Here is a 25,649-nt window from a genome sequence, read left to right as displayed (position 1 = left end):
GGGATCAGTTCCCGGCCTTTTCCTTTGGTTTCTGCCCTGCATCCGGCTCCGCATCGGGATCGGCCTGCCCGACCCCGCGAAACACATATTTGAAGGGCAGCATCCACAGAAAGCCCAATCCCACATAGATCAGGAATTCCGCCCAGATCGGGGGGCGGTCCAGCAGATTGACCAGCGTGACCGCTACCACGATATAAAGCGGCAAGCCCACCAGCAGGATGATCAGGGACCAGCGCCGTCTTGCCTTGTAGCTGAGTGCCATGCGCCTTGCCTCCGTCGAGGGAATCAGTCCGGGGGATCAGTCCGAGAAAGGATCGGTGACGAGGATCGTGTCGTCACGCTCGGGTGAGGTCGACAGCAGGGCAACCGGGCATTGGATCAGTTCCTCGATCCGGCGCACATATTTGACCGCAGCACCGGGAAGGTCGGCCCAGGACCGCGCGCCTTCGGTCGACTCGCTCCAGCCTTCCAGTTCTTCATAGATCGGCGTGCAGCGGGCCTGCGCCTCGGCGGCCGTCGGCAGGTAATCCAGCCGCTTGCCGTCAAGATCATAGCCGACACAGATCTTCAGCGTCTCGAACCCGTCCAGAACGTCCAGTTTCGTCAGCGCGATACCGGTGACGCCCGAGGTCGCGCAGGTCTGGCGCACCAGCACCGCGTCAAACCAGCCGCAGCGCCGCTTGCGCCCCGTCACCGTGCCGAATTCATGGCCGCGCGTGCCAAGCCTTTCGCCATCGGCATCATGCAGTTCGGCCGGAAACGGACCTTCGCCCACCCGGGTCGTATAGGCCTTGACGATGCCCAGAACGAAATCAATCGCGGTCGGCCCCAGCCCGGTGCCGGTGGCGGCCTGCCCGGCCAGTGTGTTGGATGAGGTGACATAGGGATAGGTGCCGAAATCGACATCCAGCAGGGCGCCCTGCGCGCCTTCGAACAGGATGCGCTTGCCCGCACGCCGCGCCTCGGTCAGCACTTTCCAGACCGGGGCGGCATAGGGCAGCACCTGCGGCGCAATCGCCATCAGGTCGGATTTCAGCCGCACAGCATCGACCGGATCAAGCCCCAGACCCGCCCGCAGCGCGTTGTGATGCGTCAGCAGCCGCCCGATGCGCAGATCCAGCGTTGCCTCATCCGCCAGATCGGCCACGCGGATCGCGCGGCGCCCCACCTTGTCCTCATAGGCCGGGCCGATACCGCGACCGGTGGTGCCGATCTTGGCCACCGAATTCTGCGCCTCGCGCGCGCGGTCCAATTCACCATGCACCGGCAGGATCAGGGACGTGTTTTCGGCGATCAGCAGGTTATCCGGCGAAATCTCGACCCCCTGATCGCGCAGCTTGGCGATCTCGGACACCAGATGCCAGGGATCCAGCACGACGCCATTGCCGATCACGCTGAGCTTGCCGCCCCGCACGATGCCCGAGGGCAGCAGGCTGAGCTTGTAGACCTTGCCCTCGATCACCAGCGTATGGCCCGCATTGTGCCCGCCCTGAAAGCGCGCGATCACATCGGCGCGTTCGGACAGCCAGTCGACGATCTTGCCCTTGCCCTCATCGCCCCATTGCGCGCCCACGACAACCACATTGGCCATGCCCGTTCTCCTCGGTTTGAAACCGACTGTCCTATAGCGGTCCGGCGCGCGCGGCGAAACCCGGATTCGCGTCGCAGCCGATCAGGACGTGGTATGCTGGCACAGATCCGCCCCGGCATCGCAAGGCCGCCGCATGGCAGCACGGTGTTCCCCAACGCGTGGCAACGCCCCTGCCGCGTGCCATGGAACGCTATGGCAGGGACCCGCTTCATGCTAGACTGCCGGCGCTGATACTTGCAACATTTTCAGGGAGTGGACGATGGCGCCCAAGGTCGAACTTGACAAAGACGTGAAGAAAGACATTGAAGAGTTAGCCAAGCGTATGAAAGAAAATGAAAAGCTGGCAGAAAAGATCATGAAGGCGACGGCCAAGATGAATGATCAGAAGCAAATCAGCGACATGCTGTCCAAGATGATGAAGGCGCAGAACGACATGGCGAAAGAACTCGTCAAGAACATGCGCTGACCGCAGGGACCGGGACAGCACCGGCTGGCCGGATCGCTCTGGCCTCCGGATTTTGCCCGCTGCCCCGGTCCTTCGGCCTGCTCCTGCCCCCTTTGCACTTGCCCCCGGCGGCCCGAGCGCCTAGATAGCGGCAAACCTGACCCGAAAGCCGCGCTGATGGAAAATGTCGTTCTCACCATCCACCTGATCCTTGCCCTCGCCCTGATCGGCGTGGTGCTGGTGCAGCGGTCGGAGGGCGGCGGCCTTGGCATTGGCGGCGGTGGTGGCGGGTCGATGTCGGCCCGGGGCGCCGCAACGGCAATGACCAAGGTGACATGGGCACTTGCCATTGCCTTCATCATCACCTCGCTGACGTTGACGATCCTTGCCGCACGCGGTGCGACCGGAACCTCGGTGGTCGATCAGTTCGGCGGTTCGCTGCCCGCGCCGTCCTCGGCCCCGGCCGAAACGCCGCTGGGCTCGGATCTGCTGCCGCCCGCCTCCTCCTCGGCGCCGCTGACCCCGCCGCGCGCGGATGATCCGGCACCAGCCCCCGCACCGGCAGGCAACTGATCCGCAAGGCCGGTTTTTCACCGCCTGCAATCCTTTGTGGGCCAATCCCGAGTCCAAAACATCATCTAGCGGTCCGGTTGCGGAGCGCCGCAATACCGGTTATGTCTCGACTCCCGTGATGAGGCGATTCTGACCGCTCGAATCGCCGTTTTCAAAACCGCACGGGAGACCCCATGGCACGCTATATCTTCATCACCGGCGGGGTGGTCTCCTCTCTGGGCAAAGGGCTGGCCTCAGCGGCCCTCGGTGCGCTGTTGCAGGCGCGGGGATATTCGGTGCGGCTGCGCAAGCTGGACCCCTATCTGAATGTCGATCCCGGCACGATGTCGCCTTTCGAACATGGTGAGGTCTTCGTCACCGATGACGGCGCGGAAACCGATCTGGACCTTGGCCATTACGAACGCTTCACCGGTGTGCCCGCCCGCAAGACCGACAGCATTTCCTCGGGCCGCATCTATACCAATGTGCTGGAGAAGGAACGCCGGGGCGATTATCTGGGCAAGACAATTCAGGTCGTTCCGCATGTCACCAACGAGATCAAGGATTTCCTGCGGATCGGGGAATCAGAGGTTGATTTCATGCTGTGCGAGATCGGCGGCACGGTGGGCGATATCGAGGGCCTGCCGTTTTTCGAGGCGATCCGCCAGTTCATCCATGAACGCCCGCGCGGCCAGTCGATCCTGATGCATCTGACCCTGCTGCCCTATCTGGCCGCCAGCGGTGAGCTGAAGACCAAGCCGACCCAGCACAGCGTCAAGGAACTGCAAAGCATCGGCCTTGCGCCGGATGTGCTGGTCTGCCGGTCGGAACATCCGATCCCCGACCGGGAGCGCGAAAAGATCGCGCTGTTCTGCAATGTCCGCAAAGAGCATGTGATCCCCGCCTATGACCTGAAAACCATCTATGAGGCGCCGCTGGCCTATCACGCTGAGGGGCTGGATCAGGCGGTTCTGGACGCGTTCGGCATCTCACCCGCGCCCAAGCCCAACCTTGACCGCTGGACCGATGTGATGGACCGCAAGGTCAATGCCGAGGGTGAGGTGCGCGTCGCCATCGTCGGCAAATATACCCAGTTGGAAGATGCCTATAAATCCATTGCCGAGGCGCTGACCCATGGCGGCATGGCCAACCGCACCCGCGTACGGGTCGAATGGGTGGATGCGGAACTCTTTGAGCGTGAGGACCCTGCCCCCCATCTGCAGCGCTTCCATGCGATCCTTGTGCCCGGCGGCTTTGGCGAGCGCGGGACCGAAGGCAAGATCAAGGCCGTGGAATTCGCCCGCACCCGCAAGGTGCCCTATCTGGGCATCTGTCTGGGCATGCAGATGGCCGTGATCGAAAGCGCGCGTCATCTGGCGGGAGTGGATGATGCCGGGTCCGAGGAATTCGACCATGAGGCCGGGGCGAAACGCTTTACCCCGGTGATCTATCACCTGAAGGAATGGGTTCAGGGCAATCACATGGTCGAGCGCAAGCTGACCGATGACAAGGGCGGCACGATGCGGCTGGGGTCCTATACCGCCACGCTGAAACCGGGGTCGAAAGTGGCCGGGGTTTACGGCGCGACCGAGATCGAAGAACGCCATCGCCACCGCTATGAGGTGGATACCCGCTATCGCGCGCAACTGGAGCAATGCGGCCTGATCTTTTCGGGCATGAGCCCTGATGGCCGCCTGCCCGAGATCGTGGAAATCGCCGATCACCCCTGGTTCATCGGCGTGCAGTTCCATCCTGAACTGAAATCGAAACCCTTTGCGCCGCATCCGCTGTTTGCCGATTTCGTCCGCGCGGCGGTCGAGGCAAGCCGTCTGGTCTGAGGCCGTCTGGTCTGAGACTGCGAAGGGGGAGGCTGTCTGCCTCCCCCGTCCCGTTCCGGGACTCCCCCTCCGAGGATATTTAGGAACAGATGAAAGCAGGGGACCCGGCGCAGGTTGTCAAAGGGCTGCGCGCATCATCTGGAACGAAATCAGCGCCACGGCCAGCCCGGCCCCGAATTCGATCAGCGGCAGGGCGCGGGCCATGCGGCCCTCGGACAGCGCAAGGATCGTGCCCTCGCGCGCCCAGACGGCCAGAACGGCCACCGCAATCGTGATTGTCGCCGTGCCCAGCCCCATCGCATAGGCGCCCGCGATACCCACCGCGTCAATGCCCATGCGCCATGTCAGGATCAACAGGAACAGCGCCCCTGTGCAGGGCCGGATCGCCACGCCTGCGATCAGCATCAGCGCGTCGCGAAAACCTCGGACTTCGGCGATTTCATCCATCGTCGGGCCATGGCGATGGCCGCAGCCGCAGGCCTCGTCATGATGGTGGTGATGGCTGTGGGCATGATGGTGCCCGTCATGGTGGTGATCCGGGCCATGGTCATGCTGGTGGTCATGATGATGCGCCTGCGCGGCGGCGGCAGCGCGCGTGGCACCCTGCCCCGGCGATTGCCGCCAGAGCCTGCGCGCGCCGCGCCAGGCCAGCCAGACACCGATCAGCCCGATCGCGGCATAGCTGACCGGCGCGAAGATATCCTCGGTCACGCCGACCATGGTTTCACGGGTCAGGTTCAGAACCAGCACCCCGGCATAGACCAGCACCACCGCCGTCGTCGCCTGCGCAAGGCTGGAGGCCAGCGCGATGGCGATCAGCGGGCCAAGGCGCACCCGCGCGGCCATGCCGTAACCGCCGATCAGCACCTTGCCATGGCCCGGCCCCGCCGCGTGGAAGACGCCGTAAGCAAAGGCCAGTCCGATCAGCGCGGCAAAGGCCCCCGCCTCTCCGGCGCGCAGGCGGCGCAAGGCGCCCGCCAGTGCATTCTGGGCATCACGCTGGCCTGCGGCGGCCCAGTCCGACAGGCGGTCCATGCCGCCAAGGCCCCAGAAAACCAGAAGCGCCGCCAGCACCAGAACGCCGGTCAGGATCAGGCCCCGGGGCATGTCACCCGCACCTCATCGGCATAGGCCGCGCCCACGGCGGGAAAATCCATTTCCAGATCCTGCTGCGCCGAATACTCCTTCAGCATCGCTTCAAGCTGTTCATTGGCGGCATCGCGATCCGGTTCATAGACCTGCGCGCTGCAGCCTGCGGGGGGATCGGTCAGCACCGGCTGTCCGGTGATCGTATAGGCGGTGTAATAACCCGGGTCATAGACCTGCAGGATCAGCGGGGCCTGCGCCGGGGGCACCGCAGTTTCAAAGCGGCGCAGATGGGTCGAGGTGATCTGCGCCCCGTCATAATGGGCGGTGAAATCGGTCGGGCGGCCAAGGGCAAGGCGCTGTTCGTTCAGCAGCACGAACAGATCGCCCTCGTAATCGGCATCCCAGGCCATGTCGAAGCCCTGCAATGCGGTCTGTTCAGCCTCGGTCAACTGGCCGTCACCATCGCTGTCCAGCCCCCGGTCCTCGATCATCAGAAGCGAGAAGAAATCGTCATAGATCCAGCTGACCCGCACCGCCTCGGCCCGGCCTTCGGCATCGAAGATCACCTCGATCTCGGTGTCGATGAAGATATGCGGATGCGCCGCCCCGATCCGCGGAACCAGAGACAAAGCCAGAACCAGAACCATTTGGAAGAAACGCATGTCATCTCCGTCGCAACCGGGGCCTCGAAACCGGCCAGGGTCAAGCTTAGCGGCTTGCCGCCGCCGCCGGAAGGGTGGGCGGGGGCGCCATTGGCGATTTCCGGCCCGGCCTCGCCGCATCGTGACCACGGGGGCGGCGGAACGGCCATCTTGCGGCGCGGCACCAGCGCAGTAATCTGGCGCGAACCGGAAATAGGAGTATCCCCGACATGCTGACGATCCATGGCGTCTACCGCTCACGCGCGACGCGCCCCCTCTGGCTGCTGGAAGAACTGGGCCTGCCCTTCACCCATGTGCCGGTGATGCAGGCCTATCGGCTGGCCGATCCGATGGCGGCGGATGCGCCCGCCCATACCGCGACGGCGGCGTTTCGCAGGCTGAACCCGCAAGGCACGATCCCGGTGATGGAAGACGGTGGGATGGTGCTGACGGAATCGCTGGCAATCACGCTGCATATCGCGCGCAATCATGGCGGGGCGCTGGCCCCGAAGGACGCGATCGAGGCGGCCGAGACTGATCAATGGATGCTGTTCGGGGCCACGGCACTGGAAAATCCGGGGCTGGATCTGATGTTCACCCTTGCGCGCGGCGAGGCGGAAACGCCCGAGGGCGCGGCCCGGATGGCGGCGGCTGTTGCGGCGCTGGAACGCCCGCTGACACGGCTGGAGACGCATCTGAAGGGGCGCGACTGGTTGCTGGGCGGGCGCTTCACCGTGGCCGATCTGATGCTGGCCGAATGCCTGCGCTATGGGCAAAGCCATGCGCCGTTGCTGGCCCCCTTCCCGCTGAGCTCTGCATGGCTGGCGCGCTGTCAGGCGCGCCCTGCCTTTGTCACGATGATGAAACGCCGCGCGGAGGAGCCTGCCTGAGCCGAAGGAAAGCGGGGCCGGACCGTTCCGGCCCCCATCCCTGTGGTCAGCCGCGCGCGGCGCGGATCAGGCGCAGGATATCGCGGGCGGCATCGGGAATATTGGTGCCGGGGCCGAAGATCGCCTTCACCCCGTGATCGTAAAGAAAGGCGTAATCCTGCTGCGGGATCACGCCGCCGCAGATCACGAGGATATCCCCGGCCCCCGCCGCCTTCAGCGCCGCGATCAGCTTGGGGGCCAGTGTCTTGTGCCCGGCGGCCTGACTGGAAATGCCGATCACATGCACATCATTGTCGATGGCATCCTGCGCGGCCTCTTCCGGGGTCTGGAACAGGGGGCCGACATCGACATCGAAGCCGATATCGGCAAAGGCGGTGGCGATCACCTTGGCCCCCCGGTCATGGCCGTCCTGCCCCATCTTGACGACCAGCATGCGCGGGCGGCGGCCCTCCTCCTCGGCGAAGGCCTCGACATCGCGCTGGATGGCCGCGAACCCCTCATCGCCCTCATAGGCGGCGCCATAAACCCCTGCCAATGTTTTCACCTCTGCCCTGTGGCGACCGAATGTGCCCTCCATCGCCAATGAGATTTCGCCCAGACTGGCGCGCGCCCGGGCACATTCGACCGCTGCCTCAAGCAGATTGCCGCCTTCAACCGTGCGCCGCCCAAGTTCAAGCAAGGCGGCATCGCAGGCCGCCTGATTGCGGCTGGCGCGCATGGCCGCAAGACGGGCGATCTGGCCGTCACGCACCTTCACATTGTCGATCTCCAGAATGTCGATCGGGTCTTCCTTGTCCTTGCGGTATTTGTTGACGCCGACGATCACCTCCTGCCCCCGGTCGATCATTGCCTGACGTCGGGCGGCGGTTTCCTCGATGCGCAGTTTCGGCATTCCACTGGCCACGGCCTTGGTCATGCCGCCCAATGCCTCGACCTCCTCGATCAGCGCCCAGGCCTTTTCGGCCAGTTCCGCCGTCAGGCTTTCGACGTAATAGCTGCCTGCTAGCGGGTCGACGACATTGGTGATGCCGGTTTCTTCCTGCAGGATCAGTTGCGTGTTGCGCGCGATACGGGCGGAAAATTCGGTCGGCAGGGCAATCGCCTCATCCAGCGCATTGGTGTGCAAGGACTGCGTGCCCCCCAATGCCGCCGCCATCGCCTCGTAAGCGGTGCGGATCACGTTGTTATAGGGGTCCTGTTCCTGCAAGCTGACACCCGAAGTCTGGCAATGGGTGCGCAGCATCAGGGAACCGGGTTTTTTCGGTTCAAATTCCGACATGATGCGATGCCACAAAAGACGCGCCGCGCGCAGCTTGGCCGCCTCCATGAAGAAATTCATCCCGATGGCAAAGAAGAACGAAAGCCGCCCGGCAAAGGCGTCCACATCCATGCCGCGCGCAATCGCGGCGCGGACATATTCGCGCCCGTCGGCCAGCGTGAAGGCCAGTTCCTGCACAAGGTTCGCGCCTGCCTCCTGCATGTGATAGCCGGAGATCGAGATGGAATTGAACTTCGGCATCTCGGCAGCGGTATACTCGATGATATCCGCAATGATCCGCATCGAGGGTTCGGGCGGATAGACATAGGTGTTGCGGACCATGAATTCCTTGAGGATGTCATTCTGGATCGTGCCCGACAGGACCGACCGGGGATGGCCCTGCTCCTCTCCGGTGACGATGAAATTCGCAAGGATCGGGATCACCGCGCCATTCATCGTCATCGAGACGGACACCTTGTCCAGCGGGATGCCGTCAAACAGGATCTTCATATCCTCGACGGAATCGATGGCAACGCCCGCCTTGCCGACATCGCCCTCAACCCGCGGATGGTCACTGTCATAGCCGCGATGGGTGGCCAGATCGAAGGCGACGGACACGCCCTGTTGCCCGGCGGCCAGTGCCTTGCGGTAAAAGGCGTTGGACTCCTCGGCCGTGGAAAAGCCCGCATATTGCCGGATTGTCCAGGGGCGGCCGGCATACATCGTGGCCTTCACGCCGCGCGTGAAGGGGGCCGCACCCGGGACGCCGCCCATATGCGGCAGATCCGCCGTATCGGCGCTGGTATAAAGCGGCTTGACGCGGATGCCTTCCAGTGTGTCCCAGCCCAGACTGTCGGGATCGAGGCCCTTGAGTTCCTTTTCGGCAAGGCTGCGCCAGAGGGAAAGCGGATCGGTCATGGGCGGGCTCCTTGCAAGGCGGGACGGGGCAGATCGGGACAGGGTAGGTCGGAACGGGGATGAACAGGCCGGGCCGTCCGGCAGGGGGGCGCTGACCCCCGCCCCGCCTGTTGCCGCGCGGTGCCCCCCCCGAGGTATTTGCACCAAGGTGAAAGCGGCATGCGGCAGAAGATTAGGCCACCTTCACGCTTTGGTTCCGGCGCAGGTCGTCCTATATGGAAAGGAATGGAGGACCCATGACCCTGATCTGCCGACTTCTTCTGCTGTGTTTCATTCCGCTTGCCGCCATGGCAGAGGCAATGGAACAGGATATCTTTCTTGAGGCCGGGGATCTGACGCCCGAGGAATTCCACTGGGTCAAGCGCCCGGTGCTGGTCTTTGCAGACACGCCTGCCGATCCGTCCTTCCTGCGCCAGATGGAACTGCTGCGCGAAAACCCCGGCGCGCTGATCGAACGCGATGTCGTGGTCATCACCGATACCGATCCTGCGGCCCTGTCGGCCTTTCGCCGCAAGTTCCGCCCGCGCGGGTTCAGCCTTGTGATGATGGACAAGGACGGCATCACGACGCTGCGCAAGCCCCTGCCCTGGGATGTGCGCGAGATCACCCGCGCCATCGACAAATTCCCCATCGCCCGGCAGGAAATGCAGGAACGGTTTCCAAGCGGGCGCTGAGGCGGCAGAGCGGACAGCGGCGCCCGCTGGAATAGCGCCCGGCTGCGGGCGCATCCTATTCGAACTCCATGATAATTTCATCCACCTTCAGGCTCGCCCCCGCCGCGGCGCTGATCTTTTTCACGACACCACGCCGTTCAGCCCGCAGGATGTTTTCCATCTTCATCGCCTCGACCGTGGCCAGCGCCTGCCCTTCATGGACCTCCTCGCCCTCGGTGACGTTGATTTTCACCACCAGCCCCGGCATCGGGCACAGCAGGAATTTCGACGTGTCGGGCGGCAGTTTTTCGGGCATCAGCGCGGCGAGTTCGGCCTGACGCGGGGTGCGGACATGGACCTTCAGATCGGCGCCCCGCAGCCGGAGCCGGAAGCCCGAGGGTATCTTGCCGACCTTCATCACTAGCGGATTGCCCGCGACGGTCAGGCGGGCCAGCGGCTGGCCCGGTGTCCAGTCACTTTCAACCCTCAGCGCCTTGCCATCCTCAAAGGTCACGGTTGATCCCGCACGGTCCGCGGCGATTGTAACCGGCAGGCTTTGCCCCTGCAGGCTGACCACCCAGTTTTCCCCGACATGGCGTTCGTGATTGTCCATCCGACCGGAAATACGGGCGCGGCGGATCTCGGCGACGCGGTTCATCGCCGCCGCCGCCGCCGCGACCCGTCCGATCAGATCGTCGTCGAGTTCTGCCCCGGTGAAACCGCCCTCATATTCCTCGGCGATGAATGCGGTCGTGATGTTGCCCGAGGCGAAACGCGGATGATCCATCACCGCCGAACAGAAGGGCAGGTTATGGCCGATGCCCTCCACCTCGAACGTATCAAGGGCAAGGCGCATTTCCTCGATCGCCTGCGCGCGGTCGCGGCCCCAGGTGCACAGCTTGGCGATCATCGGATCGTAATACATGGAGATCTCGCCGCCCTCATAGACGCCGGTATCGTTGCGCACGATGCCGCCGCGCGGCGTCGGGCCCTCGACCGGCGGGCGGTAACGGGTCAGCCGCCCGATGGAGGGCAGGAAATTGCGGTAAGGATCCTCGGCATAAAGGCGGCTTTCCATCGCCCATCCGTTGATCTTCAGATCCTCTTGCGCGAAGGGCAGTTTTTCACCTGCCGCAACGCGGATCATCTGTTCCACAAGGTCCACCCCAGTGATCAGCTCGGTGACGGGATGTTCCACCTGCAGCCGGGTGTTCATTTCAAGGAAATAGAAATTGCGGTCGCCATCGACGATGAATTCCACCGTCCCCGCGCTGGTATAGCCCACGGCACGGGCCAGCGCGCAGGCCTGTTCGCCCATAGCCTTGCGGGTGGCCTCATCCAGGAACGGGCTGGGGGCCTCTTCGATGACCTTCTGATTGCGGCGCTGGATCGAGCATTCGCGTTCATGCAGATAGACGCAATTGCCATGGCTGTCGGCCAGAACCTGAATTTCGATATGGCGGGGTTGCGTCACGAATTTCTCGATGAAAATCCGGTCATCGCCGAAACTGCTGGCGGCCTCGTTCTTCGAGGATTCGAAGCCTTCCTTCACCTCGCCCTCACTCCAGGCGATGCGCATGCCCTTGCCGCCGCCCCCGGCGCTGGCCTTGATCATCACCGGATAACCGATTTCGCCGCTGATCCTCACCGCCTCATCGGCATCGGCGATCAGGCCCATATAGCCCGGCACCGTCGAGACCCCCGCCTCCTGCGCCAGCTTTTTCGAGGTGATCTTGTCCCCCATCGCCTCGATCGCCGGGCTGGGCGGACCGATGAAGGCGACGCCTGCCTTTTCCAGTGCCGCCGCGAAATTCATGTTTTCGGACAGAAAGCCATAGCCCGGATGCACCGCCTCGGCCCCGGTTGCGCGCACCGCCTCCATGATCCGGTCGATCACGATATAGGACTGGTTCGCCGGGGCCGGGCCGATATGGACGGCCTCATCGGCCATCTGCACATGCAGCGCATTGCGGTCGGCATCGGAATAGACGGCCACGGTGGCAATGCCCAGCTTGCGGGCGGTCTTGATGACACGGCAGGCGATTTCGCCCCGGTTCGCGATCAGGATCTTCTTGAACATGGCTGGGCCTTCTGGATGGGACGGGTACAGAAACGCAAAGGACCACCCGGGCGGAAGGCCCGGATGGTCCATGCAACAGAAATGACAGGACCGGTTGCGCGATCGGTCGCGCAGCGGCCGATCAGACAGGAAGGGTCAGTAGCAGCCCGCCGTACCCGGAATGGCGCAGGAAGCGCCGCCCGCGACCGCGCCGATAAGCGCGCCTTGGGTGCGGCTGCCGCCCGTGACATCGGCGATGACGGCACCGGCAACGGCACCGCCGACAGTGCGGGCCGCCGCGTTGTTCTGGATGCCCCGGTTCTGACCATAGGGGTCGTTCTGGACACAGGCCGAAAGCGACAGTGCCGCCACGGTTGCGAAAAGGATGGATTGAATGCGCATGCTGCCTTGCCTCTTGCGTTTGTTGTAGTTGCGTCGGAGTCTACTCTATCCCCAACGACGGAACAGAGAAAAAATTCCGCAAAGACCTTACCCACGAACTTGTCATCACACCGCACCGTTCCGGCGGCGACCAGCCTTCCCCCGACCGGATGCGCCTCGCATCCGAACCCGAAAAAAGCCGGCCTGATGGAAAAATCCCCAGGCCGGCAGATCGGGGAAGGGTAACTCATGTCATCGCAAGTCGGAACGACGATGCGCTGAACAACGTCCGCCTTATCATCCGGTTCCCCGGCGCCGCTTGCAAAGCGAAAATTCCGCCTGCCCGCGCCCTGCGCAAGAGATTGCCATTCCGAACGGGCGATGCGCGGGAACATGCCTAGCCGCGCTCCTCGTCATCGTCATCGGCCCAGTCATCCTCCCAGCCCATCGGCTCGGGGTCAGGGGCGAAGATCGCGGGAAAGGCCGCCTCGGCCCGGGCGCGGTCCACCCGGAACAACTGGTCATAGCTTGCGGGGTCGAACGGGTCAGAGGCGGCAACCACCTCTCGACCGATCAGCCAGGAAAGGCGCCCGGCATCCAGATTGCCGCGTTCAAACGGATCTTCACCGAACTGTTCCCACAGCGCGCGCAGAAAGCCCTCATCGGCGGCCCGGTCCGCGGCCGACCGGTCGCGATAGCGTTCGCGGCGGACAATCTTGGTTGCGCCCTGCTTGTTGGCGCGGCGGATGACAAACTGGAAATCGGTTCCGGGCAGCCGCCCCGGAAAGCCACGATGCTTTATCATCATGCACCCCCTGCGCGGATTCTGCGCCCGGGGCGGGATATCGCTGCTGGCCGAAGGGCGGGCAGGATGTGGAAAAAGGGGGCGGGTGCTGCGCCAGGGCCGCGGGCCCGCCCCTCAATCTTACTTGTATTTGCCGGTATAGGTCGGCTCGGTCGTGACCGGCTGCTCGACATAAACGACTTCTTCCTGCTTGGGCGCGCATGCGGCCACGAAGGCAACCATGCACAGGCCCAGAACGGCTTTGGTGCTCTTTGACATCCTCTACTCCTAATTTCTTGGGGGGAAGGCCCGGAAAATGCTTCCGCCGGACGCCCCCGATACGAGGTGAAGGCCGCTTGGGTTCGGCCTTGGGGGACAATAGCGCGGCGCGCAGAGGAATGACACTGGGCATTCGTCAAGTTGGTCTTCTGTGGCAGGCCTACATCAGCCCCCCCCCAAGTGACGGGCGCGACGGCAAGATTTGGTGGTCGCATCAATAGATCTCCCAGATGCAGAGGCCGTCCTCGATGCGGTAAGCCTCAAAATACTGCGTGGCCTCGGGCGCGGCCTCACCAAAGGCCACCGGCCTGTCGAACAGCGTGATGATGATCTGCTGCGGCGGCGGAATGTTGTCAGCAACGCGCGGCAGGGCATAGCTTTCGCACAGATAGGCCATATCCTCCACCGCCAGATCGAACCCGACGGTGCCGCCGGTGCCGATGTCCGGCGCAAGGAACCGGAAACGGGTGGTCAGCCCCCCGGGGCCGGGTTCATTCCAGATTGCATCCAGAAAGGTCACCTGCTGCCCTGAGGGCAGCAGGATCGGGGCGTCGCCTTCAATCGCGGGCTTTGCGGCCTCACCGGTCATCCGGCCTCCTTACGCAGCAGCACCCGCCGCGCCTTCGGCGGTGAGTCCAGATCAGACAAGGACCCAAAGGGGGCAAGTTTCGCGGACTGGCCCCCCGCTGTGCGCCCCCGAAGGTCGAAAATCGCCGCCCCCCCCGGCATCAGCGCCTTGTCCAGAAATGGCAGGTAGCTGTCGACCGGGTAGTGGAAACCACAGGACAGGAACGAGACTGCCAGATCCACCGGCGCGATGGTCTCGGGCGCCACATCCCTCGGGTTGATCGTAGTGATATGCCCGGGCGCGATCCCGTTCGCCTCAAGCAGAGCGCGTGCCTTGGCAAGGCTGGAATAGGCCGCGCCCTCCTCTTGAAACCCGAAATGCCGACGCTCATTCGATTCGAGATCGATCAGCACTATCTCCACCCCCAGATCACGCGCTGCGAACAGGTCGAAAAACGCATATCCGCAGCCGATATCGGCAAGGCGCGTCGGTTTCATCGATTGCAGCACAGGGCGCAGGGCGCGGTATTCGGCATGGATCACCCCGGCCGCCCGCCGCGCCAGGGCTTCACCCAGACGATCTATTTCCCGCTCCATCGGGCCATTGTCACCCGCCTCCCAGGCCCGGATAATCTTGCCCGGCTCTGGCGCGTCGAACAGAATCTCGGATCGCTGCAGCACAAGATTTGCCAGGTCTTCCCGGCTCAGGACACCAAGGTCCAGCCCCGCGACGGCGGGATCCGCGGCCTCGGCCGCCAGATTGAATTTCAGAACCATCAACCACTCCTACACATATGGATCACAGCGGAATGTTATCGTGCTTCTTCCATGGATTGGACAGCTTCTTGTTGCGAAGTCCGGCGAAGGCGCGAGAGATGCGACGGCGGGTGGAATGCGGCATGATGACCTCATCAATGAAACCGCGCTCGGCCGCGACGAAGGGATTGGCAAAGCGGTCCTCATAATCGCGGGTGCGGGCGGCGATCTTGTCCTTGTCGCCCAACTCGCTGCGATACAGGATTTCGGTCGCGCCCTTCGCGCCCATCACCGCGATCTCGGCCGTGGGCCAGGCATAGTTGAAGTCGCCCCGCAGATGTTTCGAGGCCATCACGTCATAGGCCCCGCCATAGGCCTTGCGGGTGATGACCGTGACCTTGGGCACTGTTGCCTCACCATAGGCGAACAGCAGTTTCGCCCCATGCTTGATGACGCCACCGAATTCCTGCGACGTGCCCGGCAGAAACCCCGGCACATCGACCAGCGTCAGGATCGGGATTTCGAACGCATCGCAAAAGCGTACGAAACGGGCCGCCTTGCGGCTGCTGTCAATATCCAGACATCCCGCCAGAACCATCGGCTGATTGGCGACAACGCCGACGCTTTGCCCTTCCAGCCGGATGAATCCGGTGATGATATTGGCGGCGAAATCGCGCTGGATCTCGAAGAAATCACCCTCATCGGCCAGTTTGAGGATCAGCTCCTTCATGTCATAGGGCTGGTTCGGATTGTCCGGGATCAACGTATCAAGGCTGGGCTCCAGCCGCGCCGGATCATCAAAAAATGGCCGCACGGGCGCCTTCTGGCGGTTGTTCAGCGGCAGAAAGTCGATCAGCCGCCGCGTTTCGGCCAGCGCCTCGACATCATTTTCATAGGCACCATCGGCGACCGAGGATTTTTTCGTATGGGTCGCGGCGCCCCCCAGTTCCTCAGCGGTCACGATCTCATTGGTGACGGTCCTGACCACATCGGGGCCGGTCACGAACATGTAAGACGAATCCTTCACCATGAAGATGAAATCAGTCATCGCGGGGGAATAGACCGCGCCCCCGGCGCAGGGCCCCATCACAAGGCTGATCTGCGGCACCACGCCCGAGGCAAGGACATTGCGCTGGAACACTTCGGCATAGCCCGCAAGCGAGGCCACGCCCTCCTGAATCCGCGCACCGCCCGAATCATTGATCCCGATGACCGGCGCGCCGTTCTGCATCGCCATATCCATGATCTTGCAGATCTTCTGCGCATGAGTTTCGGACAGCGACCCGCCGAAGACGGTGAAATCCTGCGAAAAGACATAGACCATGCGGCCATTGACCGTGCCCCAGCCCGTCACCACGCCATCGCCCGCGGGGCGGTCCGCCTCCATCCCGAAATCGGTGCAGCGGTGGCGCACGAACATGTCGAATTCCTCGAATGATCCCTCATCCAGCAAAAGCTCGATCCGTTCCCGCGCGGTCAGCTTGCCCTTGGCATGCTGCGCGGCAACCCGGCGCTCTCCGCCGCCCTGACGCGCAGTGGCGCGACGCGATTCAAGCTCTTGCAGGATATCTTTCACGGGGCGACCCTCCACTGGAATTCGGGGAAGTTAGCCCTGTCCGCGCCGGATCGGAAGCAGAATCAGTCAAATTTGCAAACTGTTGCCAGCGCAGGATTTGTTAATTGCAAACCATGCAATGTCGGTGCAATGCGATCAGGTATTGCGCGCGCCGTTCGCCATGGCCTGCGCCTCGATGGCCAACCGGGTGACGGTCAAAGCATGACCCTCGGGCATTGCGGTTGCGCTGCGGTCGCGGATATCGGCCAGAAAGCGGGTGAAATAGCTGAGGGGTTCACCGCTTGCGTCGATATGGCGGGTGCCCTTGGCATCGGTCAGAAACAGATGATCCGCCCCCGGCCGCCCCGCGATATCGACATATTTGCGCAGCTCGATACTGCCCTTCGTCCCGGTCAGGAACAATCGCCCGTCCCCCCATGTCGGCAACCCGTCCGGCGTGAACCAGTCCACCCGCACGAAACCGCGCGCCGCCCCGCTGTCCAGCAGGATATCGCCGTAATCCTGAAACTCCGGCACATCCGGCAGATTGCGGTTCGCCACCGCTGCCGCGACAATCCGGGCATTGTCCGCTCCGGTGAAGAACAGGAACTGGTCGATCTGATGGCTGGCGATATCGGTCAGGATTCCGCCAAAGGTATCGGGCCGGAAGAACCATTCGGGCCGGATCGCCCGGTTCAGCCGATGGGGGCCCAGCCCGGTGGTCTGGATCACCCGCCCGATGGCCCCGTCGGCCACCAGTTTCGCCGCCAGTTCACAGGCACGCACCACAAACCGTTCCGAAAAGCAGATCGACAGGATCCGCCCGGTTTCCGCCGCCACCTGCGCCATGTCATCCACCTGCGCCAGCGACACCGCCCCGGGCTTGTCCAGCATCACATCCATGCCTGCCCGCATGGCGCGGATCGCGATAGCAGGCCGGTCGGCGGGGATCGCGGCACAAAGCACGACCTGCACATCCGGATCGTCGAACAGCGCCTCACGCGGGCGTTGCGGCAGATCGGGAAAGCGTTCGCGGAACCCCTCCAGCACGCGCGGGTCGCTGGTTTCGGGGCAATAGCCCACACAGACGGCGCCTGCGGCCAGACATTCGCCCACCATGTGATAGATATGCCGGTGATCCAGCCCGATGGCCGCAAAACGCACGCTCATTGCCGCACCTCAACCGCCGCGCCCGTGCGGCCTGTCTCGATCAGCGCGTCGATCAGGCGGTGGACGCGCAGCGCCTCCTCCCCCGTCACCGCCGGGTCGCGGCCCGTCCGGACCGCCTCGATGAAATCGGCCATCACCGCACGGTGGAAATCATGCGGAAAGGCCATCGGATCGGCCCCGGTTCCGCCTGCCCCGGTATCGACCTCGATCCGCTCAACCCCGCCATCCTGAAGCTGCACCAGCAATTCGCCGCCGCGCAGGGCCAGCGTGCCCTTTTCGCCGGTGATCATGATTTCCTCATGAAAGCCGGGAAAGGCGGCGGTTGTGGCGTCAATCGTGCCGATGGCGCCATTGGCAAAGCGCGCGGCGGCGCAGACCATATCCTCGGTTTCCATCCGGTGGACCGGCGTGGTGACGGCAAAGCCGCTGACCCGTTCCACCGGACCGGCCAGCGACAGCATCAGATCCAGCGTATGAATGCCTTGCGAGATCAGCACCCCGCCCCCGTCACGGGCAAAGCTGCCCCGGCCCGGTTCATCATAATAGGATTGCGGCCGCCAAAGACGGATCGTCGTGGAACAGCCCGCAATCCTCCCAAGCGCACCCGAACGCAGGATTTCGGCCGCGCGCATCCCGGCAGGGCGGAAGCGATGCTGCAGCACGACGCCCATCCGCACCCCGGCAGCGCGGCATCCCTCCACCAGCGCCTCAGCCCGGGCGGTGCTGATCTCCAGCGGCTTTTCCATTAGCACATGCTTGCCTGCCCGCGCGCAGGCCAGCCCGATCTCGGCATGGGTATTGGCGGGGCTGAACACGGCCACGGCCTCAACCCGGTCATCGGCAAGGATGGTGTCCAGACTGTCGCAGACCGGAAAGGGGAAACGGGCGGCAAACTCTGCCCGCCGGTCCGGCGACGGGGCGAAGGCATGCAGCACCTCCACCCGGTCGGCCAGATCAACCAGACCTTTCGCATGGGGCGTCACGGCCATGCCAAGGCCGACGATCGCGATGCGGGTTCGTGTCATCTTCGTTTTCCTTTCAATTCGTTCCGCTCAGGGGCCCAGCCAGCGCAGCGGCAGTTGCGTCAGCGCAGGAACGAAGGCAACCAGCAGCAGCACGCAGATCATGGCCAGCAGGAACGGCAGCACCGCGCGGAAGGTCGCCACCTGATCCGCCCCACCCGCCCGGGCCGTGGTGAAGATCAGCACCCCCAGCGGCGGGGTCAGCGCACCGATCACAAGGTTCATCACGATGACAAGGCCGAAGGTCACCGGATCATAGCCCGCCAGAACCATCAGCGGCACAAGGATTGGCACAAGGATGACGAGCGCCGCGATCATCTCCATGAACAATCCGACGATCAGCAGAAAGACATTGACCGCCAGCATCAGAAGCCATGGCCGCTCCACCAGTACCGCCAGCCCCGCCGCGATTTTCTGGGGCACCTGTTCAAAGGCCAGAACCCATGCAAATGGCGCCGCCGCCGCAATGATGATGACGATGACAACCGTATCCATCACCGCATCGCGCACGGCCTCGAGCAGATTGCGGCCGGTCAGCTTGCGATAAAGAAAGGTGCCGCAGAACAGCGCATAGATCATCGCGATGGCCCCGGCCTCGGTCGCGGTGAATACGCCGAAACGCACGCCCCCCACGATGATCACCGGCAGGATCAGCGCCGGAATCGCCAGCAGCAGCGCGCGCAGACGCGCGGCCCCGGATGCCTTGGGCATATCACCGCCATAGCCCCGGCGGCGCGACAGCAGCCACACGACGAACATCAGCACCGCCGCCATCATCAACCCCGGCACCAGCGTCGCCACGAACAGCGCGCCGACCGAGACCGAGGCAAGGGCGGCATAGATGATCAACCCCAGACTGGGCGGAATGAGATTTGCCAGCGTCGATCCCGCAGCCGTCAGGGCGGCGGCGAAAGGACGGTCATAGCCGCGCCGCGCCATTTCCGGCACCAGAAGCTTGGCAATGGTCGAGGCATCGGCGGTCGAGGATCCCGAAACCCCGGCCAGCATCGTGTTGGTCACCACATTGGCCTGCGCCAGCCCGCCGCGCAGATGGCCCACCATCATCATCGCCAGATCGACCAGACGCGGGGTGATGCCGCCCGCGTTCATCACCGCTGCCGCCATGATGAAAAAGGGAATCGCCAGCAAGGTGAAGGAATTCAGCGAGGCGCCCATATTCTGCGCGATGGTCACCAGAAGGATCGGGTTGGCCGAGGCAAAGGCCGTGAACGAGGCCAGCATCAGCGCGAAAGCAACCGGCACGCCGATCATGATGCCCACGAGCCCGACACCGACCAGCACCATCGGGCCGCTGGCCTCACTGTAAAGGAACCCCGCGCCGTTGCGGGTGGCCAGATAGAACAGAACCCCGCAGGCCACGATCCCCGCGCCTTGCAGGAAACCGCGCCGGCCATCCGGCCAGAACAGAAAGAAAAGATTGAACGCAGCCCCGACCGGCACCGCCAGAAACAGGTATTTCATCGGCATCTGCAAGGCAGGTGAGGCCGAGATCGCGCGCTGCACATAGTCCATGCCATGCACCAGCAGCACCACGCTGGCCGTCGCCATGACCGAGGCGGTCAGGAATTGCAGCACCGCCCCTGCCCGTTCGGGCAAAAGGCGCGGCAGAACGTCGATGGCGATATGCGCGCCGCGCCCCGTGGCCAGCGCCATGCCCAGCATCACCGCCCAGGTGAAGGCCCATGTCGCCACTTCTTCGGGCCATGGCAGGGCGGCGCTGAAGACATAGCGCATGACGACCTGCAGGCAGGCCACCCCGACCGCAACAAGAATCATCGCGGTCGCGGCAAGCTCCAGCCCCAGATCGGCGGCCCGGCGAAGGCCGGCGACCGCTGCGGGACCAGACGCCGCCGGAACGGCGTCTGAAGGGTTCCTGGGTTCCATGCCGTCTGACTTAGCCAAGTGCGCGGATGGCGGCGATCATCTCGGCGGTCTCGGGGCTGACCGAACCGAACTGATCGAACAGCGGCGCGGTTGCCGTCTCCATCTGCGCGAGTTCGTCTGCCGGAAGCACAAAAACCTCTACCCCGTTGGTCTTCAGCGTCTCCAGCGTCTGATCGGCCAGCGCGCGGTTGACGCGGCGCTGTTCCTCGAACGCCTCCTGCGCCGAAGACCGCACAACATCCTGCAGATCCTCGGGCAGGCTGTCCAGCCAAGCGGCATTGACGCGCACCGCCTTGGGCAGGAACCAGTGGCCCGTCATCGTCAGATGCTTGGCCTGTTCATGGAAACGGAAGCCTTCGATCGAGAAGACATCCGAATCGATGGCGTCGATGATCCCGGTCGACAGCGCCGAATACTGCTCGCTATAGGGCAGCGGCGTCGGGGCAGCCCCCAGCAGGGTCCAGAAATCGACCCAGATACGCAGTTGCGGCACGCGGATCTTCAGGCCTGCAAGTTCAGCCAGCGAATGCACCGGACGCTTGGCAAGGATATGGCGGAAACCGGTTTCGCCATATGCAACGAATTCCACCCCGGTCTTCTCGCGCGCGATCTCTGAGGCTTTCTTGCCCAGATCGCCCTGCAGGACCGCATCGACATGCGCCTCGTTCTTGTAGATGAAACCCGGCGCACCGCCGAGGGCCGCGATTTCGGGCGCAATCGCCTCTTCGCTGTCGGGTCCGGCGGTCGTGGCCTGAATCGTGCCGATCCGGCTGCCTTCCAGCGCCTCGGCCAACCCGCCAAGCTGTGCGGCGGGGAAATGCTGTGCCTCGATCCGCCCGCCCGACCGTTCGTTCAGCATCGCGGTCCAGGCATCGAACGCATTAGTGATCGGCGTTCCGATCCCCTCGGTATGGGCGATGCGGCAGGTGAAGGTCTGTTGCGCCAGCCCGCGTGTGGCAAGGGCGGGCATTGCAAGGGCGGCAGCGCCCGTGGCCAGAAAAGACCGGCGGCCAAACGCCGGAACCTTATGCAAAGTCATCAGTGGAACCTCCCAATTCCGATCTTTCTCTGGCGCCGGGGTCAAGCCTCCCGCTTGCTCCCTACCACCATACCGGTATGTTTCACCTCAAGGGCAACTTGACAAGTCCGAATCGCATTGACAGGAGAGCGCGGATGCAACCCGCCCTACGCATGACCGATCCCATCGCACCGCAACTGGTTGCCCAGCTGCGCCGTGCGATTGCGGAACTGCGCCTGCCGCCGGGATCGGCGCTGTCGGAAAAAGAGATCGCAGCGCAATACGGCATCTCACGCCAACCCGTGCGCGAGGCCTTCATCAAACTGTCCGAGGCAGGGCTGGTCGAGATCCGGCCCAGCCGGGGCACCTATGTAATGAAAATCTCTGTGCGTGAGGTGGTGAATGCCCGTTTCGTGCGCGAAGCCATCGAATCCGATATTGCGCGCCATGCCGCAGCACTGGCCACGCCCGCCAACCTGCGCTGTCTGGGGGAACTGATCGCGGGGCAGCGCGCCGCCTCGGATGCCGGGGATTACGCCGAATTCAACAGTTTCGACGAGGCGTTCCACCGCGAGTTGGCCGATATCGTGCAGAACGAATTCGCGCATCGCATCGTTGAAACCGCACGGTTTCAGACTGACCGCGTGCGGCTTTTGTCGCTGCCCGATGCGTCACCGCTGAATGTGCTGATCCATCAGCATGAGGACATCCTGACCTGCCTTGCCGCGCATGATGGCGAGGGCGCGGCCCGCGCCATGCGGCGCCATCTGCGGGAGATCCTGATCGCCCTGCCCAGCATCGCGGCGGCGCATCCGGATTTCTTTGACGATGCGGTATTGCCCGACCATTCCCGCGCGCTGGTGCCCGGGGCGGCGGCCGTTCCCGCCGCCCTGCCCTGAACCCGGGTTGCGTCAGGCCCGCAACGCGCCCTTGCGCCAGTCCGCCAGCCGCCCGATGGCGTCCTGCAATGTTTCGGTCCGCTTGGCAAAGCAGAACCGGATATGCGAGGTCACGTCGCGATTGCCGTAAAAGCTGGAGATCGGCACCGCCGCCACCCCCGCCTCCCGCGTCAGGCGCAGGCAGAAATCGAAATCCGCCGGTCCGCAGCCGTCGTGCGCCTGCAGGTCCGAGACATCGGTGATGACGAAATAGGTCGCATCGGCCGGATCGACCGCAAAGCCCGCGCCTTGCAGCCCTTGGACCAGCAGATCGCGCCGCGCCTGCAGGTCACGCCGCAGGCCGTTGAAATAGGCATCCGGCAGGGCCAGCCCCATCGCCACCGCCGCCTGCAGCGCGGGGGGCGTGGTGAAGGTCACAAACTGATGCGCCCGGGCGATGGGGGCCATCAGCGCGGGCGCCGCGATGATATAACCGACCTTCCAACCGGTGACCGAAAAGGTCTTGCCCGCCGATCCGATATGAACCACCCGTTCGCGCAGCCCCGGCACCGCCAGCAGCGACAGGAAGGGCCGGTCGTCAAAGACCAGATGTTCGTAAACCTCATCGGCCACGACGGTCAGATCATGCGAGATCGCTAGATCGGCGAGAAAGGCCAGTTCCGCATCGTCAAAGACGCGGCCGATGGGGTTCATCGGGTTGTTGATCACGATCATCCGTGTGCGCCCTGTCACCGCTGCCGCAAGCGCCTCGGTCGGGACCTGCCACTGGGGGGGCAGCATCTGCACCGGCACCGGCACCCCGCCCGCACGGCGGATCAGCGGGGAATAGGCATCATAGGCCGGTTCCAGAATGATGACCTCATCCCCCGGCTCGATCAGCGCCAGAAAACTATCGGCCAGTGCCTCGGTCGCGCCGGATGTGACCAGAACCTCCTGCGTCCAGTCGCAATCGACCCCCAGAAAGCGCGCGGCATTCTGCGCCACCGCCTGCCGCAGCGCCGGAAGGCCCAGCATCGGCGGATATTGATGCGGGCCGTCGCGCAACGCGGCAATGGCCGCCTCGACCAGTTCGGGCGGCTCCATCCCCTCGGGGAAGCCCTGCCCCAGATTGATCGCGCCGGTTTCAATCGCCAGCCTTGAAATGGTCTCGAAGATCGAGGTTCCGGCGGCGGCAAAGATCGGGTTCACCATGGCGGGTCCTGCAAGCTAAGGGTCCGGGTCAGTTGATGCGCGACACGACGTAATCGGAAAGGTCCTGCAGCATCATGCGCAGATCGCTTTCGGGCAGAACCTCCAGCGCGGCGCGCGCCTGCGCCGCCCAGTCCAGCGCATCTTGCCGTGCGGCGGCAAGCGTGCCGTGCCGTGCCATGATGTCCATCGCGGTCTCAAGATCGCCCTCTTCCTGCCGCCCCTTTTCAATGGTGCGCTGCCAGAAGGCACGTTCGGCAGCATCGGCCAGCGCCACCGCCTTGATGACCGGCAGGGTCAGCTTGCGTTCGCGGAAATCATCGCCGGGATTCTTGCCGATCACCTCGGCGCTGCCGGTATAATCCAGCAGGTCGTCGACGATCTGGAAGGCGATCCCAAGGGCATCGCCATAGGTGTGCAGTGCGCGGACGTGATCTTCAGGCGCCCCGGCAATGACGCCCCCAACCTCGGTTGCCGCCGAAAACAGCGCCGCCGTCTTGCCACGCACGACCTGCAGATAGATCGCCTCGGTCGTGGCCAGATCCTGCGCTGCGGTCAGTTGCAGCACCTCCCCCTCGGCAATGGTGGCCGAGGCATTGGCCAGAATGTCCAGAACCCGCAGATTGCCGGTCTCGACCATCAGCTGAAAACTGCGGGAAAACAGGTAATCCCCGACCAGAACCGAGGATTTGTTGTCCCAAAGCAGGTTCGCCGTCGGCCGCCCGCGCCGGCGCGTGCTTTCATCCACCACATCGTCGTGCAGAAGGGTTGCGGTATGGATGAATTCCACCGTGGCCGCGAGATGGACGTGAAACGCGCCCGCATAGCCGCAGGCACGCGCGGCGGCCAGTGTCAGCAGCGGGCGCAGGCGCTTGCCCCCGGCCTCGACCAGATGGGCGGTGACCTCGGGGATGCGCGGCGCATGTTCCGAGGCCATGCGCGTCCGGATCAGCGCATTGACCGCCGCCATGTCCTGCGAAAGTCGCGCAGCAAGGCGATCCTGTGGCTTGTCCCCGGTATTCGCCGCTGCCCTGCCCTCTGCGCCGCCCTCTGCCTTGTCCAACACTTCCGCCCCCGATGTCTTTCTGTCTTCCCGCCTTCTGCCTTCTCGACAGATAGCCTGACTGGCACTATGTGCAAAGGGATGAAAGAGCTTTTGCGCAGCACGGACCCGACGGTCATCGCCTTTGCGACCGCCCTTTTGCAGGGTGAGGGGATCGAGGTTTTCGATCTCGACCTGCATATGAGCGCGCTGCATGGCGGCACATCGGCCATTCCGCGCCGCCTGATGGTGCGCGATCAGGACCATTTCATGGCCAATGCCGTGCTGGTAGATAACGACATTCCCACGGGGCGCTAGATGTTTGCTGCGGCCGAGCTGACCGATGACGCCTTTCTGGGGGGGCGTCTGCGGTTGTGGCAACCGCGCGACGGTTACCGTGCGGCAACCGATCCGGTCCTGCTGGCGGCCTGCTGCGATGCGCAGGCTGGGCAAAGCGTGCTGGATCTGGGATGCGGCGCGGGGGCGGCGATGCTGTGTCTGGGCCTGCGGGTGCCGGGGCTGCGGCTCGCGGGGCTGGAACTGCAGCCCCCCTATGCCGATCTGGCCCGGCGCAACGCCGCGCGGGCGGGGCTGGACTGTGAGATCGTCGAGGGTTCAATCGCGGCGATGCCTTTGGACCTGCGCCGCGATTTCGACCATGTGATGACCAACCCGCCCTATTACCCGGCCCATGGCACCCCCGCCCGCGATCCGGGCCGAGACCGCGCCCTGCGCGAGGAACTGGGCCTTGCCGACTGGACCGGGGCCGCCTTGCGGCGGGTGCGGCCGGGTGGCTGGCTGACGATGATCCTGCGGGCCGACCGGCTGGGCGAGGGGCTGACGGCGCTTGGCCCGAAGATGGGTTCAGTGGCGATCCTGCCCCTTGCCGCGCGCCGGGGGCGCGAGGCGGGCCGTGTGGTGATCCGGGCCCGCAAGGGGGGGCGCGCGGCGCTGCGGCTGCTCGCGCCCTTCGTGATCCATGAGCACGACTGTCATCCCGGCGACCGCGAGCACCACACCCCCGAGGCCGATGCCGTGTTCCGCCATGCCGGCGGATTGTCGCGGCTTTTCGGATAAGCCTGTGCAATCAGCCGCCGCCATGATCCGGTTTCAGGTGACACGACTCGGATTTCGTGTTGCACTGTTGTT

General features: G+C 64.2%; 26 protein-coding genes. 8 read left to right on the top strand and 18 right to left on the bottom strand.

The window, feature by feature from the left end:
- Positions 1-4 precede the first annotated feature (4 nt).
- Positions 5-262, bottom strand: coding sequence for a DUF2842 domain-containing protein (locus JL811_RS02020; protein ID WP_202686650.1), 258 nt, complete (start codon positions 260-262; stop codon positions 5-7).
- A 36-nt stretch (positions 263-298) separates the two neighbouring features.
- The gene (locus JL811_RS02015) at positions 299-1,591 is read right to left on the bottom strand and encodes an adenylosuccinate synthase (RefSeq protein ID WP_202686649.1); all 1,293 of its coding nucleotides are present in this window, start codon (positions 1,589-1,591) and stop codon (positions 299-301) included.
- Between the two features lie 259 nt (positions 1,592-1,850).
- On the opposite strand from JL811_RS02015, the gene JL811_RS02010 reads away from it, so the two are divergent.
- From JL811_RS02010 to JL811_RS02000, 3 genes are all read left to right on the top strand, one after another.
- On the top strand, positions 1,851-2,057 hold the full coding sequence (locus JL811_RS02010; RefSeq protein WP_202686648.1) for a hypothetical protein: 207 nt from the start codon (positions 1,851-1,853) through the stop codon (positions 2,055-2,057).
- A 156-nt stretch (positions 2,058-2,213) separates the two neighbouring features.
- Entirely contained in the window at positions 2,214-2,609 is a 396-nt protein-coding gene (secG, locus tag JL811_RS02005) for a preprotein translocase subunit SecG (protein ID WP_202686647.1), read from the top strand.
- 173 nt (positions 2,610-2,782) lie between these two features.
- Complete coding sequence (locus JL811_RS02000; RefSeq protein ID WP_202686646.1) at positions 2,783-4,426, top strand: CTP synthase; 1,644 nt, start codon at positions 2,783-2,785, stop codon at positions 4,424-4,426.
- 117 nt (positions 4,427-4,543) lie between these two features.
- Here the strand turns inward: JL811_RS02000 and JL811_RS01995 are convergent, their stop codons facing one another.
- Together JL811_RS01995 and JL811_RS01990 are read right to left on the bottom strand one after the other, a co-directional pair.
- Entirely contained in the window at positions 4,544-5,533 is a 990-nt protein-coding gene (locus tag JL811_RS01995; RefSeq protein WP_202686645.1) for a nickel/cobalt transporter, read from the bottom strand.
- On the bottom strand, positions 5,518-6,177 hold the full coding sequence (locus JL811_RS01990) for a DUF1007 family protein (protein WP_202686644.1): 660 nt from the start codon (positions 6,175-6,177) through the stop codon (positions 5,518-5,520). Before JL811_RS01990 ends, JL811_RS01995 begins: the two co-directional genes overlap by 16 nt.
- Positions 6,178-6,386: 209 nt before the next feature.
- On the opposite strand from JL811_RS01990, the gene JL811_RS01985 reads away from it, so the two are divergent.
- The gene (locus JL811_RS01985; RefSeq protein ID WP_202686643.1) at positions 6,387-7,046 is read left to right on the top strand and encodes a glutathione S-transferase family protein; all 660 of its coding nucleotides are present in this window, start codon (positions 6,387-6,389) and stop codon (positions 7,044-7,046) included.
- A 46-nt stretch (positions 7,047-7,092) separates the two neighbouring features.
- On the opposite strand, the gene scpA is transcribed toward JL811_RS01985, so the two are convergent.
- Positions 7,093-9,222, bottom strand: a complete 2,130-nt coding sequence (scpA, locus tag JL811_RS01980) for a methylmalonyl-CoA mutase (protein ID WP_202686642.1) — start codon at positions 9,220-9,222, stop codon at positions 7,093-7,095.
- A 236-nt stretch (positions 9,223-9,458) separates the two neighbouring features.
- Here scpA and JL811_RS01975 point away from each other — a divergent pair, with 236 nt between their 5' ends.
- A complete protein-coding gene (locus tag JL811_RS01975; RefSeq protein ID WP_202686641.1) occupies positions 9,459-9,896 on the top strand; it encodes a DUF4174 domain-containing protein in 438 nt (145 codons plus the stop codon).
- A gap of 55 nt (positions 9,897-9,951) precedes the next feature.
- On the opposite strand, the gene JL811_RS01970 is transcribed toward JL811_RS01975, so the two are convergent.
- From JL811_RS01970 to JL811_RS01920, 11 genes are all read right to left on the bottom strand, one after another.
- The gene (locus JL811_RS01970; RefSeq protein WP_202686640.1) at positions 9,952-11,955 is read right to left on the bottom strand and encodes an acetyl-CoA carboxylase biotin carboxylase subunit; all 2,004 of its coding nucleotides are present in this window, start codon (positions 11,953-11,955) and stop codon (positions 9,952-9,954) included.
- Between the two features lie 135 nt (positions 11,956-12,090).
- Positions 12,091-12,336, bottom strand: a complete 246-nt coding sequence (locus JL811_RS01965; protein WP_202686639.1) for a hypothetical protein — start codon at positions 12,334-12,336, stop codon at positions 12,091-12,093.
- Positions 12,337-12,712: 376 nt separating this feature from the next.
- Positions 12,713-13,120, bottom strand: coding sequence for a hypothetical protein (locus JL811_RS01960; protein WP_202687162.1), 408 nt, complete (start codon positions 13,118-13,120; stop codon positions 12,713-12,715).
- A 120-nt stretch (positions 13,121-13,240) separates the two neighbouring features.
- A complete protein-coding gene (locus JL811_RS01955; protein ID WP_202686636.1) occupies positions 13,241-13,378 on the bottom strand; it encodes a hypothetical protein in 138 nt (45 codons plus the stop codon).
- Between the two features lie 214 nt (positions 13,379-13,592).
- Positions 13,593-13,967 (bottom strand): DUF6497 family protein, encoded by a 375-nt coding sequence (locus JL811_RS01950; RefSeq protein WP_202686634.1) that lies wholly within the window; start codon positions 13,965-13,967, stop codon positions 13,593-13,595.
- A complete protein-coding gene (locus tag JL811_RS01945; protein WP_202686632.1) occupies positions 13,964-14,722 on the bottom strand; it encodes a class I SAM-dependent methyltransferase in 759 nt (252 codons plus the stop codon). The genes JL811_RS01950 and JL811_RS01945 overlap by 4 nt, the downstream gene beginning before the upstream one ends.
- 22 nt (positions 14,723-14,744) lie before the next feature.
- Complete coding sequence (locus JL811_RS01940) at positions 14,745-16,277, bottom strand: carboxyl transferase domain-containing protein (protein WP_202686630.1); 1,533 nt, start codon at positions 16,275-16,277, stop codon at positions 14,745-14,747.
- Positions 16,278-16,412: 135 nt separating this feature from the next.
- Entirely contained in the window at positions 16,413-17,426 is a 1,014-nt protein-coding gene (locus JL811_RS01935) for a Gfo/Idh/MocA family protein (protein WP_202686628.1), read from the bottom strand.
- Positions 17,423-18,451 carry a Gfo/Idh/MocA family protein gene (locus JL811_RS01930; protein WP_202686626.1) on the bottom strand — a complete coding sequence of 343 codons (1,029 nt, stop codon included), beginning with the start codon at positions 18,449-18,451 and terminating at the stop codon, positions 17,423-17,425. The genes JL811_RS01935 and JL811_RS01930 overlap by 4 nt, the downstream gene beginning before the upstream one ends.
- A gap of 27 nt (positions 18,452-18,478) precedes the next feature.
- Positions 18,479-20,353: a TRAP transporter large permease gene (locus JL811_RS01925; RefSeq protein ID WP_202686624.1), complete on the bottom strand. Its 1,875-nt coding sequence runs from the start codon at positions 20,351-20,353 to the stop codon at positions 18,479-18,481.
- 10 nt (positions 20,354-20,363) lie between these two features.
- The gene (locus JL811_RS01920; protein ID WP_202686622.1) at positions 20,364-21,392 is read right to left on the bottom strand and encodes a TRAP transporter substrate-binding protein; all 1,029 of its coding nucleotides are present in this window, start codon (positions 21,390-21,392) and stop codon (positions 20,364-20,366) included.
- A 134-nt stretch (positions 21,393-21,526) separates the two neighbouring features.
- Here JL811_RS01920 and JL811_RS01915 point away from each other — a divergent pair, with 134 nt between their 5' ends.
- Positions 21,527-22,270 (top strand): GntR family transcriptional regulator, encoded by a 744-nt coding sequence (locus tag JL811_RS01915; RefSeq protein ID WP_202686620.1) that lies wholly within the window; start codon positions 21,527-21,529, stop codon positions 22,268-22,270.
- A 12-nt stretch (positions 22,271-22,282) separates the two neighbouring features.
- On the opposite strand, the gene JL811_RS01910 is transcribed toward JL811_RS01915, so the two are convergent.
- Both JL811_RS01910 and JL811_RS01905 read right to left on the bottom strand, forming a co-directional pair.
- On the bottom strand, positions 22,283-23,461 hold the full coding sequence (locus JL811_RS01910; protein ID WP_202686618.1) for an aminotransferase: 1,179 nt from the start codon (positions 23,459-23,461) through the stop codon (positions 22,283-22,285).
- Between the two features lie 28 nt (positions 23,462-23,489).
- On the bottom strand, positions 23,490-24,428 hold the full coding sequence (locus tag JL811_RS01905) for a polyprenyl synthetase family protein (protein WP_202687161.1): 939 nt from the start codon (positions 24,426-24,428) through the stop codon (positions 23,490-23,492).
- A gap of 174 nt (positions 24,429-24,602) precedes the next feature.
- Here JL811_RS01905 and JL811_RS01900 point away from each other — a divergent pair, with 174 nt between their 5' ends.
- Together JL811_RS01900 and JL811_RS01895 are read left to right on the top strand one after the other, a co-directional pair.
- Entirely contained in the window at positions 24,603-24,818 is a 216-nt protein-coding gene (locus tag JL811_RS01900; RefSeq protein ID WP_202686616.1) for a putative signal transducing protein, read from the top strand.
- A complete protein-coding gene (locus JL811_RS01895; RefSeq protein WP_202686614.1) occupies positions 24,819-25,577 on the top strand; it encodes a tRNA1(Val) (adenine(37)-N6)-methyltransferase in 759 nt (252 codons plus the stop codon). It begins immediately after the preceding gene.
- Positions 25,578-25,649: the final 72 nt, after the last annotated feature.

The organism is Szabonella alba (genome assembly GCF_016765775.1).
Classification (GTDB): Bacteria; Pseudomonadota; Alphaproteobacteria; order Rhodobacterales; family Rhodobacteraceae; genus Szabonella; species Szabonella alba.
The sequence above is the reverse complement of the archived record's forward strand: the minus strand, read 5'-3'. Positions and strand labels throughout refer to the sequence as shown.

Bases quoted from the DNA above. Each gene is read 5' to 3' on its own strand.
- JL811_RS01935 (WP_202686628.1), bottom strand. From the start codon at position 17,426: ATGAGCGTGCGTTTTGCGGCCATCGGGCTGGATCACCGGCATATCTAT.
- JL811_RS02000 (WP_202686646.1), top strand. From the start codon at position 2,783: ATGGCACGCTATATCTTCATCACCGGCGGGGTGGTCTCCTCTCTGGGC.
- JL811_RS01970 (WP_202686640.1), bottom strand. From the start codon at position 11,955: ATGTTCAAGAAGATCCTGATCGCGAACCGGGGCGAAATCGCCTGCCGT.
- JL811_RS01895 (WP_202686614.1), top strand. From the start codon at position 24,819: ATGTTTGCTGCGGCCGAGCTGACCGATGACGCCTTTCTGGGGGGGCGT.
- JL811_RS01910 (WP_202686618.1), bottom strand. From the start codon at position 23,461: ATGGTGAACCCGATCTTTGCCGCCGCCGGAACCTCGATCTTCGAGACC.
- JL811_RS01965 (WP_202686639.1), bottom strand. From the start codon at position 12,336: ATGCGCATTCAATCCATCCTTTTCGCAACCGTGGCGGCACTGTCGCTT.
- JL811_RS01925 (WP_202686624.1), bottom strand. From the start codon at position 20,353: ATGGAACCCAGGAACCCTTCAGACGCCGTTCCGGCGGCGTCTGGTCCC.
- JL811_RS01950 (WP_202686634.1), bottom strand. From the start codon at position 13,967: ATGACCGGTGAGGCCGCAAAGCCCGCGATTGAAGGCGACGCCCCGATC.
- JL811_RS01930 (WP_202686626.1), bottom strand. From the start codon at position 18,451: ATGACACGAACCCGCATCGCGATCGTCGGCCTTGGCATGGCCGTGACG.
- scpA (WP_202686642.1), bottom strand. From the start codon at position 9,222: ATGACCGATCCGCTTTCCCTCTGGCGCAGCCTTGCCGAAAAGGAACTC.
- secG (WP_202686647.1), top strand. From the start codon at position 2,214: ATGGAAAATGTCGTTCTCACCATCCACCTGATCCTTGCCCTCGCCCTG.
- JL811_RS01900 (WP_202686616.1), top strand. From the start codon at position 24,603: ATGAAAGAGCTTTTGCGCAGCACGGACCCGACGGTCATCGCCTTTGCG.
- JL811_RS01920 (WP_202686622.1), bottom strand. From the start codon at position 21,392: ATGACTTTGCATAAGGTTCCGGCGTTTGGCCGCCGGTCTTTTCTGGCC.
- JL811_RS01905 (WP_202687161.1), bottom strand. From the start codon at position 24,428: ATGGCGGCGGTCAATGCGCTGATCCGGACGCGCATGGCCTCGGAACAT.
- JL811_RS02015 (WP_202686649.1), bottom strand. From the start codon at position 1,591: ATGGCCAATGTGGTTGTCGTGGGCGCGCAATGGGGCGATGAGGGCAAG.
- JL811_RS01985 (WP_202686643.1), top strand. From the start codon at position 6,387: ATGCTGACGATCCATGGCGTCTACCGCTCACGCGCGACGCGCCCCCTC.
- JL811_RS01915 (WP_202686620.1), top strand. From the start codon at position 21,527: ATGCAACCCGCCCTACGCATGACCGATCCCATCGCACCGCAACTGGTT.
- JL811_RS01955 (WP_202686636.1), bottom strand. From the start codon at position 13,378: ATGTCAAAGAGCACCAAAGCCGTTCTGGGCCTGTGCATGGTTGCCTTC.
- JL811_RS02010 (WP_202686648.1), top strand. From the start codon at position 1,851: ATGGCGCCCAAGGTCGAACTTGACAAAGACGTGAAGAAAGACATTGAA.
- JL811_RS01975 (WP_202686641.1), top strand. From the start codon at position 9,459: ATGACCCTGATCTGCCGACTTCTTCTGCTGTGTTTCATTCCGCTTGCC.
- JL811_RS01960 (WP_202687162.1), bottom strand. From the start codon at position 13,120: ATGATAAAGCATCGTGGCTTTCCGGGGCGGCTGCCCGGAACCGATTTC.
- JL811_RS02020 (WP_202686650.1), bottom strand. From the start codon at position 262: ATGGCACTCAGCTACAAGGCAAGACGGCGCTGGTCCCTGATCATCCTG.
- JL811_RS01990 (WP_202686644.1), bottom strand. From the start codon at position 6,177: ATGCGTTTCTTCCAAATGGTTCTGGTTCTGGCTTTGTCTCTGGTTCCG.
- JL811_RS01945 (WP_202686632.1), bottom strand. From the start codon at position 14,722: ATGGTTCTGAAATTCAATCTGGCGGCCGAGGCCGCGGATCCCGCCGTC.
- JL811_RS01995 (WP_202686645.1), bottom strand. From the start codon at position 5,533: ATGCCCCGGGGCCTGATCCTGACCGGCGTTCTGGTGCTGGCGGCGCTT.